14 protein-coding genes are annotated in these 16,192 nt (G+C 69.5%); 12 read left to right on the top strand and 2 right to left on the bottom strand.

Features of this window, described 5'->3' with window-relative positions; genetic code table 11:
* From secF to ABD858_RS05425, 3 genes are all read left to right on the top strand, one after another.
* The gene (gene secF, locus ABD858_RS05435) at window positions 1-1,098 is read left to right on the top strand and encodes a protein translocase subunit SecF (RefSeq protein WP_345034946.1); all 1,098 of its coding nucleotides are present in this window, start codon (window positions 1-3) and stop codon (window positions 1,096-1,098) included.
* Complete coding sequence (locus tag ABD858_RS05430; RefSeq protein WP_345034945.1) at window positions 1,095-1,634, top strand: adenine phosphoribosyltransferase; 540 nt, start codon at window positions 1,095-1,097, stop codon at window positions 1,632-1,634. Before secF ends, ABD858_RS05430 begins: the two co-directional genes overlap by 4 nt.
* A gap of 204 nt (window positions 1,635-1,838) precedes the next feature.
* Window positions 1,839-4,325 (top strand): RelA/SpoT family protein, encoded by a 2,487-nt coding sequence (locus ABD858_RS05425; RefSeq protein WP_345034944.1) that lies wholly within the window; start codon window positions 1,839-1,841, stop codon window positions 4,323-4,325.
* A 315-nt stretch (window positions 4,326-4,640) separates the two neighbouring features.
* Here ABD858_RS05425 and ABD858_RS05420 read toward each other — a convergent pair whose 3' ends face one another.
* Entirely contained in the window at window positions 4,641-5,870 is a 1,230-nt protein-coding gene (locus ABD858_RS05420) for a DUF349 domain-containing protein (protein ID WP_345034942.1), read from the bottom strand.
* A 151-nt stretch (window positions 5,871-6,021) separates the two neighbouring features.
* Complete coding sequence (locus ABD858_RS05415; protein ID WP_345034941.1) at window positions 6,022-6,801, bottom strand: peptidylprolyl isomerase; 780 nt, start codon at window positions 6,799-6,801, stop codon at window positions 6,022-6,024.
* A 136-nt stretch (window positions 6,802-6,937) separates the two neighbouring features.
* Here ABD858_RS05415 and ABD858_RS05410 point away from each other — a divergent pair, with 136 nt between their 5' ends.
* The 9 genes from ABD858_RS05410 (at window position 6,938) to ruvX (ending at window position 16,132) form a co-directional block, all read left to right on the top strand.
* A complete protein-coding gene (locus ABD858_RS05410; protein ID WP_345034939.1) occupies window positions 6,938-7,669 on the top strand; it encodes an MBL fold metallo-hydrolase in 732 nt (243 codons plus the stop codon).
* Window positions 7,670-7,681: 12 nt separating this feature from the next.
* Window positions 7,682-8,944 carry a histidine--tRNA ligase gene (gene hisS / locus ABD858_RS05405; RefSeq protein ID WP_345034938.1) on the top strand — a complete coding sequence of 421 codons (1,263 nt, stop codon included), beginning with the start codon at window positions 7,682-7,684 and terminating at the stop codon, window positions 8,942-8,944.
* Window positions 8,945-9,048: 104 nt separating this feature from the next.
* Complete coding sequence (locus ABD858_RS05400; RefSeq protein WP_345034937.1) at window positions 9,049-9,690, top strand: vitamin K epoxide reductase family protein; 642 nt, start codon at window positions 9,049-9,051, stop codon at window positions 9,688-9,690.
* 43 nt (window positions 9,691-9,733) lie between these two features.
* Entirely contained in the window at window positions 9,734-11,101 is a 1,368-nt protein-coding gene (locus tag ABD858_RS05395) for a replication-associated recombination protein A (RefSeq protein ID WP_345034936.1), read from the top strand.
* 320 nt (window positions 11,102-11,421) lie between these two features.
* Window positions 11,422-12,036 carry a 30S ribosomal protein S4 gene (gene rpsD / locus ABD858_RS05390; protein WP_345034934.1) on the top strand — a complete coding sequence of 205 codons (615 nt, stop codon included), beginning with the start codon at window positions 11,422-11,424 and terminating at the stop codon, window positions 12,034-12,036.
* 212 nt (window positions 12,037-12,248) lie between these two features.
* Window positions 12,249-12,668, top strand: coding sequence for a DUF948 domain-containing protein (locus ABD858_RS05385; protein WP_345034933.1), 420 nt, complete (start codon window positions 12,249-12,251; stop codon window positions 12,666-12,668).
* A gap of 7 nt (window positions 12,669-12,675) precedes the next feature.
* Window positions 12,676-12,993 (top strand): hypothetical protein, encoded by a 318-nt coding sequence (locus ABD858_RS05380; RefSeq protein WP_345034932.1) that lies wholly within the window; start codon window positions 12,676-12,678, stop codon window positions 12,991-12,993.
* Window positions 12,993-15,662, top strand: a complete 2,670-nt coding sequence (alaS, locus tag ABD858_RS05375) for an alanine--tRNA ligase (protein ID WP_345034931.1) — start codon at window positions 12,993-12,995, stop codon at window positions 15,660-15,662. The genes ABD858_RS05380 and alaS overlap by 1 nt, the downstream gene beginning before the upstream one ends.
* Before the next feature lie 5 nt (window positions 15,663-15,667).
* Window positions 15,668-16,132 carry a Holliday junction resolvase RuvX gene (gene ruvX, locus ABD858_RS05370; protein WP_345034930.1) on the top strand — a complete coding sequence of 155 codons (465 nt, stop codon included), beginning with the start codon at window positions 15,668-15,670 and terminating at the stop codon, window positions 16,130-16,132.
* Window positions 16,133-16,192 lie beyond the last annotated feature (60 nt).

The raw sequence follows: 16,192 nt of genomic DNA, 5'->3' as shown, positions 1-16,192 counted from the left end.
ATGTCGCGTCTCGGTAATATCGGCGCCCGGCTCTACCGCGGCGAGGTCGGCTACGACTTCGTGGGCAAGCGGAAGTTCTGGTACGGCATTTCGATCCTGATCACCATCACGGCCGCTCTCGGCCTGGCGATCCAGGGCCTCAACTTCGGCATCGAGTTCAAGGGCGGTGCGGTCTTCACCACCCCGAAGACGTCCGTCTCGGTCGCCCATGTCCAGGAGGCCGCGGAGCGTGTGTCCGGCCATGACGCGATCGTGCAGAAGCTGGGCAACGGTGGTCTGCGCATCCAGGTCAGCGGCCTGGACACCAAGAAGGCCAACGCGGTCAAGACGGACCTCGCGGCGGGGCTGAACGTCCCGGAGCAGGAGATCAACGCCGACCTGGTCGGTCCCAGCTGGGGTGAGCAGATCGCCAACAAGGCCTGGACCGGCCTCGGGATCTTCATGGTCCTGGTGGTGATCTACCTCGCGATCGCCTTCGAGTGGCGGATGGCCATCGCCGCGCTGATCGCACTGGTCCACGACCTCACCATCACCGTCGGCGTGTACGCCCTGGTCGGCTTCGAGGTCACCCCGGGCACCGTGATCGGTCTGCTGACCATCCTCGGTTACTCGCTCTACGACACGGTCGTCGTCTTCGACTCCCTGAAGGAGAGCTCGAAGGACATCACCAAGCAGACCCGCTGGACCTACAGCGAGGTCGCCAACCGCTCGATCAACGCCACGCTGGTGCGCTCCATCAACACCACCGCCGTCGCGCTGATGCCGGTGGCCGGTCTGCTCTTCATCGGCGGCGGATTCCTCGGCGCCGGCATGCTCAACGACATCTCGCTGTCGCTGTTCGTCGGCCTCGCGGCCGGCGCGTACTCGTCGATCTTCATCGCCACCCCGCTGGTCGCCGACCTCAAGGAGCTCGACCCGCAGATGAAGGCCCTGAAGAAGCGGGTGCTCGCCAAGCGGGCCGCCGCGGACGCCAAGGGCGAGCCGGAGACGGGCTTCGCCGCCGAGGACGCCGAGTCGCTCGACATGGAGCACGAGGACGTCGCGGCGGTCGTCGGTCAGCGCCGGTCGGGCGCCAGGGGCCGGGGGAAGCGCCGATGAAGACGACGAGGGAGCTGCTGCTCAGCCGGATCCGGGACGTACCCGACTATCCGAAGCCCGGTGTGGTCTTCAAGGACATCACGCCGCTGCTCGCGGACCCCGAGGCGTTCACGGCCCTCACCGAGGCCCTCGCCGAACTGTGCGTACGTTATGGCGCGACGAAGATCGTCGGCCTGGAGGCGCGCGGCTTCATCCTGGCCGCGCCGGTCGCCGTACGCGCCGGGCTGGGCTTCGTCCCGGTCCGGAAGGCGGGCAAGCTGCCCGGGGCCACGCTGTCCCAGGCGTACGCGCTGGAGTACGGCACGGCCGAGATCGAGGTCCATGCCGAGGACCTGGCCGCCGGTGACCGCGTCATGGTCATCGACGACGTCCTGGCCACCGGCGGCACGGCCGAGGCCTCGCTGGAGCTGATCCGACGGGCCGGCGCCGAGGTCGCGGGCGTCGCGGTCCTCATGGAACTCGCTTTCCTGTCCGGCCGCGACCGTCTGAAGACCGCACTGCGCGGCGCTCCGCTGGAGGCTCTGATCACCATCTGAGCCTGGCATCGCTGCGCCACGGCGGCGGGACGGGTGCACGGAGGAATCCGGCACCCGTCCCGTGCGTTTCAGCCCTGTGTACGGTATCGACATGCGGCTCCTCCGCAGGGGTCCCACCGGCCCAGGGAGAGCCCGGGGGCCCAGGATCGATACCATGGGTTCCCGGGCCTGACCGGGGGACCCGGATCCGCATGAGGAGCGCTCTTGCCCGACGAGCCCCAGCCACTCTCGCAGCCCGACCGGAAGGCCGCACAGGCTGCGACGCCTGCGGCTGCGCCCCAGAAGCAGCCCGCGGACCCGCCCAAGCCCGCGGCGTCGCAGCGGGACCGGAAGCCCGTGCCGGCCTCCGACCCCAAGCCGGCTCCGGTGCCCGTGCTGCGCCCCGGCGCGTCCTCCAATCGTGTCAGGGCCCGGCTCGCACGGCTCGGCGTGCAGCGCTCCAGCACGTACAACCCGGTGCTCGAGCCTCTGCTGCGGATAGTCCGCGGCAACGACCCCAAGATCGAGACGGCCACTCTGCGCCAGATCGAACGGGCCTACCAGGTCGCCGAGCGCTGGCACCGCGGCCAGAAGCGCAAGAGCGGCGACCCCTACATCACCCACCCGCTCGCTGTGACCACGATTCTCGCCGAGCTCGGCATGGACCCGGCGACGCTGATGGCGGGGCTGCTGCATGACACGGTCGAGGACACCGAGTACGGCCTGGACACCCTGCGCCGCGACTTCGGCGACCAGGTCGCGCTGCTCGTCGACGGCGTCACCAAGCTGGACAAGGTCAAGTTCGGTGAGGCCGCACAGGCCGAGACCGTGCGCAAGATGGTCGTCGCCATGGCCAAGGACCCGCGCGTCCTGGTCATCAAGCTGGCCGACCGCCTGCACAACATGCGCACCATGCGCTATCTCAAGCGGGAGAAGCAGGAGAAGAAGGCCCGCGAGACGCTGGAGATCTACGCTCCGCTGGCGCACCGGCTGGGCATGAACACCATCAAGTGGGAGCTGGAGGACCTCGCCTTCGCGATCCTCTACCCCAAGATGTACGACGAGATCGTGCGTCTCGTCGCCGAGCGGGCCCCCAAACGCGACGAGTACCTGGCCATAGTGACCGACGAGGTCCAGGCCGATCTGCGCGCCGCCCGGATCAAGGCCACCGTCACCGGCAGGCCCAAGCACTACTACAGCGTCTACCAGAAGATGATCGTCCGCGGCCGTGACTTCGCGGAGATCTACGACCTGGTGGGCATCCGTGTCCTCGTCGACACCGTCCGCGACTGCTACGCGGCACTCGGCACCGTCCACGCCCGGTGGAACCCGGTCCCGGGGCGGTTCAAGGACTACATCGCGATGCCCAAGTTCAACATGTACCAGTCGCTGCACACGACGGTCATCGGCCCCAACGGCAAGCCTGTCGAACTCCAGATCCGTACGTTCGACATGCACCGCCGCGCCGAGTACGGCATCGCCGCCCACTGGAAGTACAAGCAGGAGACCGTCGCCGGCGCCTCCAAGGTGCGCACCGATGTGCCCAAGGCGGCGAAGGGCAGCGCGGGCCAGGACACCGTCAACGACATGGCCTGGCTGCGGCAGTTGCTGGACTGGCAGAAGGAGACGGAGGACCCCGGCGAGTTCCTGGAGTCACTGCGCTTCGACCTGTCCCGCAACGAGGTCTTCGTCTTCACGCCCAAGGGCGATGTCATCGCGCTCCCCGCGGGTGCCACCCCGGTCGACTTTGCCTACGCCGTGCACACCGAGGTCGGCCACCGCACCATAGGGGCACGGGTCAACGGGCGGCTCGTACCGCTCGAATCCACCCTGGACAACGGCGACTTGGTGGAGGTCTTCACCTCCAAGGCGCCGGGCGCCGGTCCGTCCCGCGACTGGCTCGGCTTCGTCAAGTCGCCGCGGGCGCGCAACAAGATCCGTGCCTGGTTCTCCAAGGAGCGCCGCGACGAGGCGATCGAGCAGGGCAAGGACGCGATCGCGCGCGCCATGCGCAAGCAGAACCTGCCGATCCAGCGCATCCTCACCGGCGACTCGCTGGTGACGCTCGCGCACGAGATGCGCTATCCCGACATCTCGTCGCTGTATGCCGCGATCGGCGAGGGCCATGTGGCCGCGCAGGGTGTCGTGCAGAAGCTGGTGCAGGCCCTCGGCGGCGAGGAGGCCGCCACCGAGGACATCGCCGAGACGGCGCCGCCGGCCCGCGGCCGCGGTCGCAAGCGGCGCGCCAACGCCGACCCGGGTGTCGTCGTCAAGGGCGTCGACGACGTCTGGGTCAAGTTGGCCCGCTGCTGTACGCCGGTGCCGGGCGACCCCATCATCGGCTTCGTCACCCGCGGCAGCGGTGTCTCCGTGCACCGGGCGGACTGCGTCAACGTCGACTCGCTCTCGCAGCAGCCGGAACGGATCCTCGACGTCGAGTGGGCGCCCACCCAGTCCTCGGTCTTCCTGGTCGCCATCCAGGTCGAGGCGCTGGACCGGTCCCGGCTGCTGTCGGACGTCACGCGCGTCCTGTCCGACCAGCACGTCAACATCCTGTCCGCGGCCGTCCAGACGTCCCGCGACCGGGTCGCCACCTCGCGGTTCACCTTCGAGATGGGCGACCCCAAGCACCTGGGCCATGTGCTCAAGGCGGTACGGGGCGTGGAGGGCGTGTACGACGTGTACCGGGTGACGTCGGCACGCAGGCCGTAGCGGGGGTCGTTCCCCCGCCCTGCCCCTTCCCGAACCGGGACTGCGGGCCAAACCCCCTACGCCCTTCGGGCGTTGGCCTCAATCGCCGGACGGGCTCACACGACCCCGTCCGGCGATTGAGTCGCGGGCGCGGGCCCGGAAGACGTCAGCTTCGCAGCGCCGGTCAACTCCAGCCTGTCCGGCGATCGAGGACGGACACTCCGGCCCACCGCGTGGAGAGCACAGGCTTCCGGCCCGGCACCGGAACGCGGAAGGGGCTCCCGTACGACCCGTACGGGAGCCCCTTCACGGTCAGCCGCGCCGGCGGAGCATTGCTCAGCCGCCGAACTCCTCCAGGCCCTTCAGGGCCTGGTCCAGCAGGGCCTGCCGGCCCTCGAGCTCCTTCGCGAGCTTGTCCGCCTTCGCGTTGTTGCCCGCCGCGCGCGCCGCGTCGATCTGCTCACGCAGCTTGTCGACGGCTGCCTGGAGCTGGCCGGTCAGGCCCGCCGCCCGGGCACGGGCCTCCGGGTTGGTACGGCGCCACTCGGCCTCCTCGGCCTCCTGGATCGCCCGCTCGACGGCGTGCATCCGGCCCTCGACCTTCGGGCGCGCGTCACGCGGGACGTGTCCGATGACCTCCCAGCGCTCGTTGATGCCCCGGAACGCGGCACGGGCCGCCTTCAGGTCCGTCACCGGCACCAGCTGCTCGGCCTCGGCGGCGAGCTCCTCCTTGAGCTTGAGGTTCTCGGCCTGCTCGGCATCGCGCTCCTCGAAGACCTTGCCGCGCGCCGCGAAGAAGACGTCCTGGGCTCCGCGGAAGCGGTTCCACAGTTCGTCCTCGGCCTCGCGCTGGGCGCGGCCCGCGGCCTTCCACTCCGCCATCAGATCGCGGTAACGCGCGGCGGTCGGACCCCACTCGGTCGATCCGGACAGCGACTCGGCCTCGGCGACCAGCCGCTCCTTGATCTTGCGGGCATCCTCACGCTGTGCGTCCAGCGAGGCGAAGTGCGCCTTTCGGCGCTTGGAGAACGCGGAACGGGCGTGGGAGAAGCGGTGCCACAGCTCGTCGTCGGACTTCCGGTCGAGCCGGGGCAGGCCCTTCCAGATGTCCACCAGAGCGCGCAGCCGCTCGCCGGCGGCCCGCCACTGCTCGCTCCGTGCCAGCTCCTCTGCCTCGGCGACCAAAGCCTCCTTGGCGTGCTTCGCCTCGTCGGCCTGCTTCGCCTTCTGCGCCTTGCGCTCCTCGCGGCGCGACTCGACCGTCGCGACCAGCTCGTCGAGCCGCTTGCGCAGCGCGTCGAGGTCACCGACGGCATGGTGCTCGTCGACCTGAGTGCGCAGGTGCTCGATCGCGGTCAGGGCGTCCTTGGCCGACAGATCGGTGGTCTTCACCCGCCGCTCGAGGAGGCCGATCTCGACAACCAGGCCCTCGTACTTGCGCTCGAAGTAGGCCAGGGCCTCCTCGGGAGTGCCCGCCTGCCACGAGCCGACGACTTGCTCGCCATCGGCAGTACGCACATACACGGTGCCCGTCTCGTCGACACGGCCCCACGGGTCGCTGCTCACAGCGCCTCCTCCACCTGATGCCTGCGAGGGGGTTCGGCCCCTGGGCATCGTCCACAGTTTCCTCGGGCGGGCAGCGCCCGCCCTGCACAACGCCAATCTAGGCGACCGGCCGCCCGGCTGTCCGCACTCAGCGCGGCCGAACTTCGCCGGTTCACACCTTGCTGACTGCGGCCTTCTCGATGGTGACGGCCGTCTTGGGCGCGCCGTCCTGTCCGCCGCCCTCCACGCCGGCCTTGGCGACGTCCTGCACGGTCTTGAGGCCGGCGGCGTCGATGGTGCCGAAGGGGGTGTAGCCCGGGGGCAGCTTGCTGTCCTTGTAGACCAGGAAGAACTGGCTGCCGCCGGAGTGCGGCTGGCCGGTGTTCGCCATGGCCACGGTGCCGGTCGGGTAGGTCACCGTGCCGTCCGTGCCGGCCTTGCCGAGCCCGTCCAGGTTCTCGTCCGGGATGGTGTAGCCGGGGTCGCCGGTGCCGTCACCCTTCGGGTCGCCGCACTGGAGCACGAAGATGCCGGCGGTGGTGAGCCGGTGGCATTTCGTCCCGTCGAAGTACCCCTTGTCCGCGAGCGACTTGAAGGAGTTGACCGTGTGCGGGGTCTTCGCGGCGTCCATGGCGATGGAGATGGCACCGCGGTCGGTCGTGAGCGAGAAGGTGTACTTCGCCTTCTTGTCGATCGACATGGCCGGTTCGGCGCTGCCCTTGCTCGCGGACGGCGTGGGGTTCTGCGAGGCGGAGGCGTCGGAGCCCGAGTTGTCGTCGCTCAGAGCCACGGACGCGTAGACCGCGCCGCCCGCGGCCAGCACCACGGCCAGGCCCGACGCGATGATCGTGTTGCGGCGCCTCGCCTGGCGCCGGGCCTCCTCGCGGCGCTTCTGCTGACGCTCGAACTTCTCCCTGGCGAGCTGCCGCCGCCGCTGATCGCTCGTGACCACCGGGTCGTCTCCTTGTGCAGTGCTTCGAGGGTGTGCTTGGTGTGCCCCGTACCGTATACGGGTTCGCTGTGAGCGTCTCAGCGCCGGTAGGCTCTGATCTGCTGCAACACCCGTCGGACAAGAATTAAGGACGATCGTGCTCATTGCCGGGTTCCCCGCCGGGGCCTGGGGCACCAATTGTTACCTGGTCGCCCCCGCCGCTGGCGAGGAGTGCGTGATCATCGACCCGGGCCACCAGGCCACCCAGGGAGTCGAGGAAGCGCTCAGGAAGCATCGGCTCAAGCCCGTCGCTGTCGTTCTCACCCATGGCCACATCGACCATGTGGCATCCGTCGTTCCGGTGTGCGGAGCCCATGACGTACCGGCGTGGATCCACCCCGCCGACCGGTACATGATGAGCGACCCGGAGAAGGCCCTCGGCCGTTCCTTCGGGACCCAGCTCATGGGCGAGCTCACCGTCGGCGAACCGAGCGACGTGCATGAGCTGACCGACGGCGCCACGCTGAAGCTGGCCGGTCTCGAGCTGACCGTGTCGCATGCGCCCGGCCATACCAAGGGGTCGGTGACCTTCGGGCTGCCCGAGGCCGCGGCCACTCCACAGAATCAGGGGTGTCCGCCGCTTCTCTTCTCGGGCGACCTGCTCTTTGCCGGCTCCATCGGACGCACCGACCTTCCCGGCGGCGACATGGCCGAGATGCTCGAGTCGCTGGCACGCGTGTGCCTGCCGCTCGACGACTCGACCGTGGTGCTGCCCGGTCACAACGAGCACACGACCATCGGCCGTGAGCGCGCCACCAACCCGTATCTGCGGCAGGTGGCCGCCGGCCTCGGAGACGGCGCGAGCGCCGCTCCACGACGAGGAATGTGACGAGAGACTTCCGTGACTGCCTTCCAGGCCCCCAAGGGCACGTACGACCTGATTCCGCCGGACAGTGCCAAGTTCCTGGCCGTGCGCGACGCGATCTCCGCGCCGCTGAAGCGCTCCGGCTACGGCTACATCGAAACGCCCGGCTTCGAGAACGTCGAGCTGTTCGCGCGCGGTGTCGGTGAGTCCACCGACATCGTGACCAAGGAGATGTACACCCTCACCACCAAGGGCGGCGACGAGCTCGCGCTGCGCCCCGAGGGCACCGCGTCCGTGCTGCGCGCCGCGCTGGAGGCCAACCTCCACAAGGCCGGCAACCTCCCCGTCAAGCTGTGGTACTCCGGCTCGTACTACCGCTATGAGCGCCCGCAGAAGGGCCGCTACCGGCACTTCTCGCAGGTCGGCGCGGAGGCGATCGGCGCCGAGGATCCGGCGCTGGACGCCGAGCTGATCATCCTGGCCAATGACGCGTACCGCTCGCTGGGCCTGTCGGACTTCCGCATCCTGCTGAACTCGCTCGGAGACAAGGAGTGCCGCCCGGCCTACCGTGCCGCGCTCCAGGAGTTCCTGCGCGGGCTCGATCTGGACGAGGAGACCCGGCGCCGTATCGACATCAACCCGCTGCGGGTCCTCGACGACAAGCGCGCGGACGTCCAGAAGCAGCTCGTGGGCGCGCCGCTGCTGCGCGACCACCTGTGCGAGGCGTGTGCCGCCTACCACGCGGAGGTCCGTGAGCTGCTCACGGCCGAGGGCGTGGCCTTCGAGGACGACCCGAAGCTGGTCCGCGGCCTGGACTACTACACCCGTACGACCTTCGAGTTCGTCCACGACGGTCTGGGCTCGCAGTCCGCGGTCGGCGGCGGCGGCCGCTACGACGGCCTGTCGGAGATGATCGGCGGCCCGGCGCTGCCGTCGGTCGGCTGGGCGCTCGGCGTGGACCGTACGGTCCTGGCCCTGGAGGCCGAGGGCGTCGAGCTCGACATCCCCGCCGCGACCAGTGTCTTCGCGGTGCCGCTGGGTGACGAGGCGCGGCGTGTGCTGTTCACCAAGGTGACCGAGCTGCGCCGGGCGGGCATCGCCACGGACTTCTCCTACGGCGGCCGCGGTCTGAAGGGCGCGATGAAGTCGGCCAACCGCTCGGGTGCCCGGTACGCGGTCGTCGCGGGCGAGCGGGACTTGGCCGAGGGCGTGGTCCAGCTCAAGGACCTGGAGAGCGGAGAGCAGTCCCCGGTCGCTCTGGACGCGATCGTCAAGGAGCTGCGGGCACGGCTCGCCTGAGACCTGGACGGAGGGCCCGTACGCCATCACGTACGGGCCCTCCGGCTTGATTGTCCCCACCGGACGGCGGACCCGGAGGAAGGTGCGGCACAATGAGCCGCGTGATGACGGATACGACTCCCGTGGTTGACGACGACTCCCCCGACCGGGAGCAGGTGAGTACCGGAGGGACCGTCGGCGCGAGCCGCGCCTTCGCCTGGCTTCTGGTGATCACCGGCGCGGCGGGACTGTTCGCCGCATGGGTGATCACGCTCGACAAGTTCAAGCTGCTGGAGGACCCGAACTTCACGCCCGGGTGCAGCCTCAATCCCGTCGTGGCGTGCGGCAGCATCATGGAGAGCGAGCAGGCTTCGGCCTTCGGGTTCCCCAACCCGATGCTCGGCCTGGTGGCGTACGGCATCGTGATCTGCGTCGGCATGAGCCTGCTCGCCGGGGGGCGCTTCCGCCGCTGGTACTGGCTCACCTTCAACGCGGGCACGCTCTTCGGCGTCGGCTTCTGCACCTGGCTGCAGTTCCAGTCGCTGTACCGCATCAACGCCCTGTGCCTGTGGTGCTGCCTGGCCTGGGTCGCCACGATCATCATGTTCTGGTACGTGACTTCCTTCAACATCCGCAAGGGCCTGCTGCCCGCCCCGGCCGGGTTGCGCAGCCTGCTGGGGGAGTTCACCTGGGTGCTTCCGGTCGTGCACACCGGAATCATCGGCATGCTGATCCTGACCCGCTGGTGGGACTTCTGGACCGGCTGACGGGCCGGACGGCGTTGTCGGTGAGGTGCCCTAGGCTGCTTGCGTGGAGCCCGATCTGTTCACCGCAGCCGCAGAGGACCGCCAGGAGAAGGACCCGGCGAGCAGTCCGCTGGCCGTACGGATGCGTCCGCGCATCCTTGACGAGGTCGTCGGCCAGCGGCATCTGCTGAAGCCGGGGTCGCCCCTGCGCCGGCTCGTGGGCGAAGGCAGCGGCGGCCCGGCGGGGCCCTCCTCGGTGATCCTCTGGGGACCGCCCGGCATCGGCAAGACGACCCTGGCGTACGTGGTCAGCAAGGCCACCAACAAGCGCTTCGTCGAGCTCTCCGCGATCACCGCCGGGGTCAAGGAAGTGAGGGCCGTCATCGACGGCGCCCGCCGCGCCGCCGGCGGCTTCGGCAAGGAGACCGTTCTCTTCCTCGACGAGATCCATCGCTTCAGCAAGGCCCAGCAGGACTCCCTGCTGCCGGCCGTGGAGAACCGCTGGGTCACCCTCATCGCCGCGACCACCGAGAACCCGTACTTCTCGGTGATCTCCCCGCTGCTCTCCCGCTCGCTGCTGCTCACCCTGGAGCCGCTCACCGACCAGGACCTCAGCGGACTGCTGCGCCGCGCGCTCACGGAGGAGCGCGGGCTCGGCGGCGTGGTGACACTGCCCGAGGATGCCGAGGGGCATCTGCTGCGCATCGCGGGCGGGGACGCACGCCGGGCCCTGACCGCCCTGGAGGCGGCCGCGGGCGCGGCCCTCGCCAAGGGCGAGAAGGAGATCACCCTCGGCACCGTCGAGGAGACCGTCGACCGTGCGGCGGTGAAATACGACCGCGACGGCGACCAGCACTACGACGTGGCGAGCGCCCTGATCAAGTCAATCCGCGGCTCCGACGTGGACGCCGCGCTGCACTATCTGGCCCGCATGATCGAGGCGGGGGAGGACCCCCGCTTCATCGCCAGGCGGCTCATGATCTCCGCCAGTGAGGACATCGGTCTCGCCGACCCGACGGCCCTGCAGACCGCCGTCGCCGCCGCCCAGGCCGTCGCGCTGATCGGCTTCCCCGAGGCGGCCCTCACCCTCAGCCACGCCACCATCGCGCTCGCCCTGGCGCCCAAGTCCAATGCCGCCACCACAGCGATCTTCGCAGCGATGGAGGACGTGCGGAACGGCCTGGCCGGCCCGGTCCCGCCGCATTTGCGCGACGGCCACTACAAGGGCGCGGCCAAGCTCGGCCACGCCCAGGGCTATGTGTATCCGCACGACATACCCGAGGGCATCGCCGCCCAGCAGTACGCCCCGGAAGCCGTGCGGAACAAGCTCTACTACCACCCCACCCGTCACGGGGCCGAGGCCCGCTACGCCGACACCGTCGCCTGGACCAGGAAGCGCCTGGGCAGGGCCGGCGAGGAGCAGTCCTCCTGACCGGGTAGGATGAACCGAAGTGCTGAGTCCCGTGCCGGATCCGTCCGGCCCCACCAGAGCGGGACACCCAGCCGGAGCACCGTCCCCGGGCGGCCCGCTCCAGGAGCGTCGCGCACCGTTGAAGGTGTCGCGGGCCGCCCACCACCCGGCATCCCCGAGGTAGGTGGGCTGTTCGTGCGCTGCACATACGTGCCCAGATCAGGGGAGCGGCTGCTCGCCTCGTCCGAGCCCGCTCGGACAGTGGCGAGTTTCCCCGACTGCGAGTCAGCGACCTCCCTTAACCCTGGTGAAGCCGATACGAACGAGATGAGGTTTGGTTCATGGCGAACCAGTCCCGCCCCAAGGTCAAGAAGTCGCGTGCCCTCGGCATCGCGCTGACCCCGAAGGCCGTCAAGTACTTCGAGGCCCGCCCCTACCCGCCGGGTGAGCACGGCCGCGGCCGCAAGCAGAACTCGGACTACAAGGTCCGTCTGCTCGAGAAGCAGCGTCTGCGCGCACAGTACGACATCAGCGAGAAGCAGCTGGCCCGCGCCTACGACCGCGCGAAGAAGGTCACGGGCAAGACGGGCGAGGCGCTGGTCGTCGAGCTCGAGCGCCGTCTCGACGCCCTGGTTCTGCGTTCGGGCCTCGCCCGCACCATCTACCAGGCCCGCCAGATGGTCGTTCACGGCCACATCGAGGTCAACGGCAAGAAGGTCGACCGCCCGTCCTTCCGCGTCCGCCCCGACGACGTCGTGACGGTCCGCGAGCGCAGCCGCGACAAGCACCCCTTCCAGGTCGCCCGTGAGGGTGGCTACGCCGGCGAGGGCGAGACCCCGCGCTACCTGCAGGTCAACCTGAAGGCCCTGGCGTTCCGCCTGGACCGCGACCCGCAGCGCAAGGAGATCCCGGTGATCTGCGACGAGCAGCTCGTCGTCGAGTACTACGCCCGTTGATCCGGACGTAGTCCCGCACCAAGCGCTCAGCCCGTCGTCTTCCGCTCCGCACGGAGCGGAAGGCGGCGGGCTTCCGCGTTTCCGGCCCTTCCCGGCTCGGGGCTTTCTCCGAGCGCCTTTTCGAGGCTGATCACGCCAAATGCGGTACTGGGCGCCACCCGCGGCGCGATAGGGTCGGAGAACGACTTTCGAAGTGCAAGGAGCGGTGCGAAGTGTCCGGTGGAGAGGTGGCCGGCATCCTGGTGGCCGTCTTCTGGGCGATCCTGGTCTCCTTCCTCGCCGTGGTGCTGGTGAGGCTGGCCCAGATCCTCAGAGCCGCCACCAAGCTGGTGGCGGACGTGACCGAGCAGGCCGTGCCGCTGCTCGCCGACGCCTCCGCGACTGTGCGCTCCGCGCAGACCCAGCTGGACCGGGTCGACGCCATCGCCTCGGACGTCCAGGAGGTCACTTCCAACGCCTCCGCGCTCTCCACCACCGTGGCCTCGACCTTCGGCGGTCCGCTGATCAAGGTCGCGGCCTTCGGATACGGGGTGCGCCGGGCCATCGGCCGCAAGACGCCGCCCGAGCCGCCCCGCACCGTGATCGTCGGACGCACCCTGCCGTCTGCGCGGCGAGGGCGGAAGAAGGACTGACACTGCGATGTTCCGTCGTACGTTCTGGTTCACCGCGGGCGCCGCAGCCGGCGTGTGGGCCACCACCAAGGTCAACCGCAAGCTCAAGCAGCTGACCCCGGAGAGCCTCGCCGCCCAGGCCGCGAACAAGGCGATCGAGACCGGCCACCGGATCAAGGACCTCGCCCTGGACGTCAGGGCGGGCATGCTTCAGCGCGAGGCCGAACTGGGTGAGGCGCTGGGCCTGGAGGTGCCGGTCGACCACGATCCCGAACTTCCCGCGCAGCGGCGTCTCGCCGCTCTCCCCTACACCAAGTACTCGTACAACCGGAATGAGGACCACTGATGGAGTCGGCTGAAATCCGCCGCCGCTGGCTGAGCTTCTTCGAGGAGCGCGGGCACACCGTCGTGCCTTCGGCGTCGCTCATCGCGGACGACCCGACTCTGCTCCTGGTCCCGGCCGGCATGGTGCCGTTCAAGCCCTACTTCCTGGGCGAGGTCAAGCCGCCGTTCCCGCGTGCCGCCAGCGTGCAGAAGTGCGTCCGTACGCCGGACATCGAAGAGGTCGGCAAGACCACCCGCCATGGCACGTTCTTCCAGATGTGCGGCAACTTCTCGTTCGGCGACTACTTCAAGGAAGGCGCCATCAAGCTCGCCTGGGAGCTGCTGACCGCTCCGGTGGAGCACGGCGGCTACGGGCTGGAGGCGGAGAAGCTCTGGATCACGGTCTACCAAGACGATGATGACGCCGAGGCCATCTGGCGTGACGTCGTGGGCGTCCCCGCCGAGCGCATCCAGCGCCTGGGCAAGAAGGACAACTTCTGGTCCATGGGCGTCCCCGGCCCCTGCGGCCCCTGCTCCGAGATCAACTACGACCGCGGTCCCGACTTCGGCGTCGAGGGCGGCCCGGCCGTCAACGACGAGCGGTACGTGGAGATCTGGAACCTGGTCTTCATGCAGTTCGAGCGCGGCCAGGGCACCGGCAAGGAGGACTTCGAGATCCTCGGTGACCTGCCGAGCAAGAACATCGACACCGGTCTCGGCATGGAACGCCTGGCGATGATCCTCCAGGGCGTCCAGAACATGTACGAGACCGACACCCTCAAGGTCGTCATCGACAAGGCCACCGAGCTCACCGGTGTCGCCTACGGCAAGGCCCACGACAGCGACGTCTCGCTGCGCGTGGTCGCCGACCACATGCGTACGTCCGCGATGCTCATCGGTGACGGCGTCACCCCCGGCAACGAGGGCCGCGGCTACGTCCTGCGCCGCATCATGCGCCGCGCCATCCGCAACATGCGCATGCTCGGCGCCACCGGCCCGGTCGTCGGCGAGCTCGTCGACACCGTCATCAGGACGATGGGCGAGCAGTACCCGGAGCTGGAGACCGACCGCAAGCGCATCGAGACCGTCGCGCTCGCCGAGGAGGCCGCCTTCCTCAAGACGCTGAAGGCCGGCACCAACATCCTCGACACCGCCGTGACCGAGACCAAGGCCGGCGGCGGCAAGGTCCTCGCCGGCGACAAGGCGTTCCTGCTCCACGACACCTGGGGCTTCCCGATCGACCTCACCCTCGAGATGGCCGCCGAGCAGGGCCTGACCGTGGACGAGGAAGGCTTCCGCCGCCTGATGAAGGAGCAGCGGGAGCGCGCCAAGGCCGATGCCAAGGCCAAGAAGACCGGCCACGCCGATGTCTCCGCCTACCGCGAGATCGCCGACAGCTCCGGCGCCACCCAGTTCACCGGCTACACCAACACCGAGGGCGAATCCACGGTCGTCGGTCTGCTGGTCAACGGTGTCCCGTCGCCGGCCGCCTCCGAGGGCGACGAGGTCGAGGTCGTCCTCGACCGCACCCCGTTCTACGCCGAGGGCGGCGGTCAGCTGGCCGACCAGGGCCGTATCAAGCTGCACTCCGGCGCGGTCATCGAGATCCGTGACGTCCAGCAGCCGGTCCCGGGCGTGTCCGTCCACAAGGGCTCCGTCCAGGTCGGCGAGGTGACGGTCGGCTCCTCCGCCTACTCCACCATCGATGTCAGGCGCCGCCGCGCCATCGCCCGCGCCCACAGCGCAACCCACCTGACCCACCAGGCGCTGCGCGACGCGCTCGGCCCGACGGCCGCCCAGGCCGGCTCCGAGAACTCGCCCGGCCGCTTCCGCTTCGACTTCGGCTCCCCGAGCGCCGTGCCCGGCACGGTCCTCACCGACGTCGAGCAGAAGATCAACGAGGTGCTCTCGCGTGAGCTCGAGGTGCACGCCGAGGTCATGCCGATCGACGAGGCCAAGCGGCAGGGCGCCATCGCCGAGTTCGGTGAGAAGTACGGCGAGCAGGTCCGCGTCGTCACCATCGGCGACTTCTCCAAGGAGCTGTGCGGCGGTACGCACGTCCGCAACACCGCCCAGCTGGGTCTGGTGAAGCTGCTGGGCGAGTCGTCCATCGGTTCGGGTGTGCGCCGTATCGAGGCCCTGGTCGGCGTGGACGCCTACAACTTCCTCGCCAGGGAGCACACGGTCGTCGCCCAGCTCCAGGAGCTGGTCAAGGGCCGTCCCGAGGAGCTCCCCGAGAAGATCTCCGGCATGCTCGCCAAGCTGAAGGACGCCGAGAAGGAGATCGAGAAGTTCCGCGCGGAGAAGGTCCTCGCCGCGGCCGCCGGTCTCGCCGAGGGCGCCAAGGACGTGCGGGGCGTCGCACTTGTCACCGGCCAGGTGCCGGACGGCACCTCCGCCGACGACCTGCGCAAGCTGGTCCTGGACGTCCGTGGGCGCATCCCGGGGGACCGGGCCGCCGTCGTGGCCCTGTTCACCACGGCCAACGGCCGTCCGCTGACGGTCATCGCCACCAACGAGGCCGCCCGCGAGCGCGGCCTCAAGGCCGGCGAGCTGGTCCGCACCGCCGCCAAGACCCTCGGCGGCGGCGGTGGCGGCAAGCCCGACGTCGCCCAGGGCGGCGGCCAGAACCCGGACGCCATCGGCGACGCCATCGCCGCCGTCGAGCGTCTCGTCACCGAGACGGCCTGATGGTCATGCGCCGAGGACGTCGTCTCGCGATCGACGTCGGGGACGCCCGTATCGGGGTCGCCTCGTGCGACCCCGACGGGCTCCTTGCCACGCCGGTGGAGACCGTGCCGGGACGTGACATCCCGGCCGCCCACCGGCGCCTGCGGCAGATCGTCGAGGAGTACGAGCCCATCGAGGTCGTCGTGGGCCTTCCCCGCTCGCTGAGCGGGCGGGAGGGCCCGGCGGCCGCCAAGGTCCGCAAGTTCGCCCAGGAGCTCGCCCGCGGTATCGCACCGGTCCCGGTGCGGCTCGTCGACGAGCGCATGACCACGGTGACGGCCACTCAGGGCCTGCGCGCGTCCGGGGTGAAGTCCAAGAAGGGCCGGTCGGTCATCGACCAGGCAGCCGCTGTGATCATCCTTCAGAACGCTCTTGAGTCTGAACGGGTATCGGGTAATCCTCCCGGCGAGGGCGTCGAAGTGGTCATCTGATCGCGATACGGTAACGTTCCGCGCGATGCGGTGGCGCTCGAACGGCCGCCGTACAAGGAA

The sequence above is a fragment of the Streptomyces sannanensis genome (assembly GCF_039536205.1).
GTDB lineage: Bacteria > Actinomycetota > Actinomycetes > Streptomycetales > Streptomycetaceae > Streptomyces > Streptomyces sannanensis.
The sequence above is the reverse complement of the archived record's forward strand: the minus strand, read 5'-3'. Positions and strand labels throughout refer to the sequence as shown.

What these genes read in the sequence shown, in the direction of transcription:
- ABD858_RS05430 (WP_345034945.1), top strand. Translation starts at nt 1,095, where the DNA reads ATGAAGACGACGAGGGAGCTGCTGCTCAGCCGGATCCGGGACGTACCC.
- ruvX (WP_345034930.1), top strand. Translation starts at nt 15,668, where the DNA reads ATGCGCCGAGGACGTCGTCTCGCGATCGACGTCGGGGACGCCCGTATC.
- ABD858_RS05380 (WP_345034932.1), top strand. Translation starts at nt 12,676, where the DNA reads ATGTTCCGTCGTACGTTCTGGTTCACCGCGGGCGCCGCAGCCGGCGTG.
- secF (WP_345034946.1), top strand. Translation starts at nt 1, where the DNA reads ATGTCGCGTCTCGGTAATATCGGCGCCCGGCTCTACCGCGGCGAGGTC.
- ABD858_RS05400 (WP_345034937.1), top strand. Translation starts at nt 9,049, where the DNA reads ATGACGGATACGACTCCCGTGGTTGACGACGACTCCCCCGACCGGGAG.
- rpsD (WP_345034934.1), top strand. Translation starts at nt 11,422, where the DNA reads ATGGCGAACCAGTCCCGCCCCAAGGTCAAGAAGTCGCGTGCCCTCGGC.
- alaS (WP_345034931.1), top strand. Translation starts at nt 12,993, where the DNA reads ATGGAGTCGGCTGAAATCCGCCGCCGCTGGCTGAGCTTCTTCGAGGAG.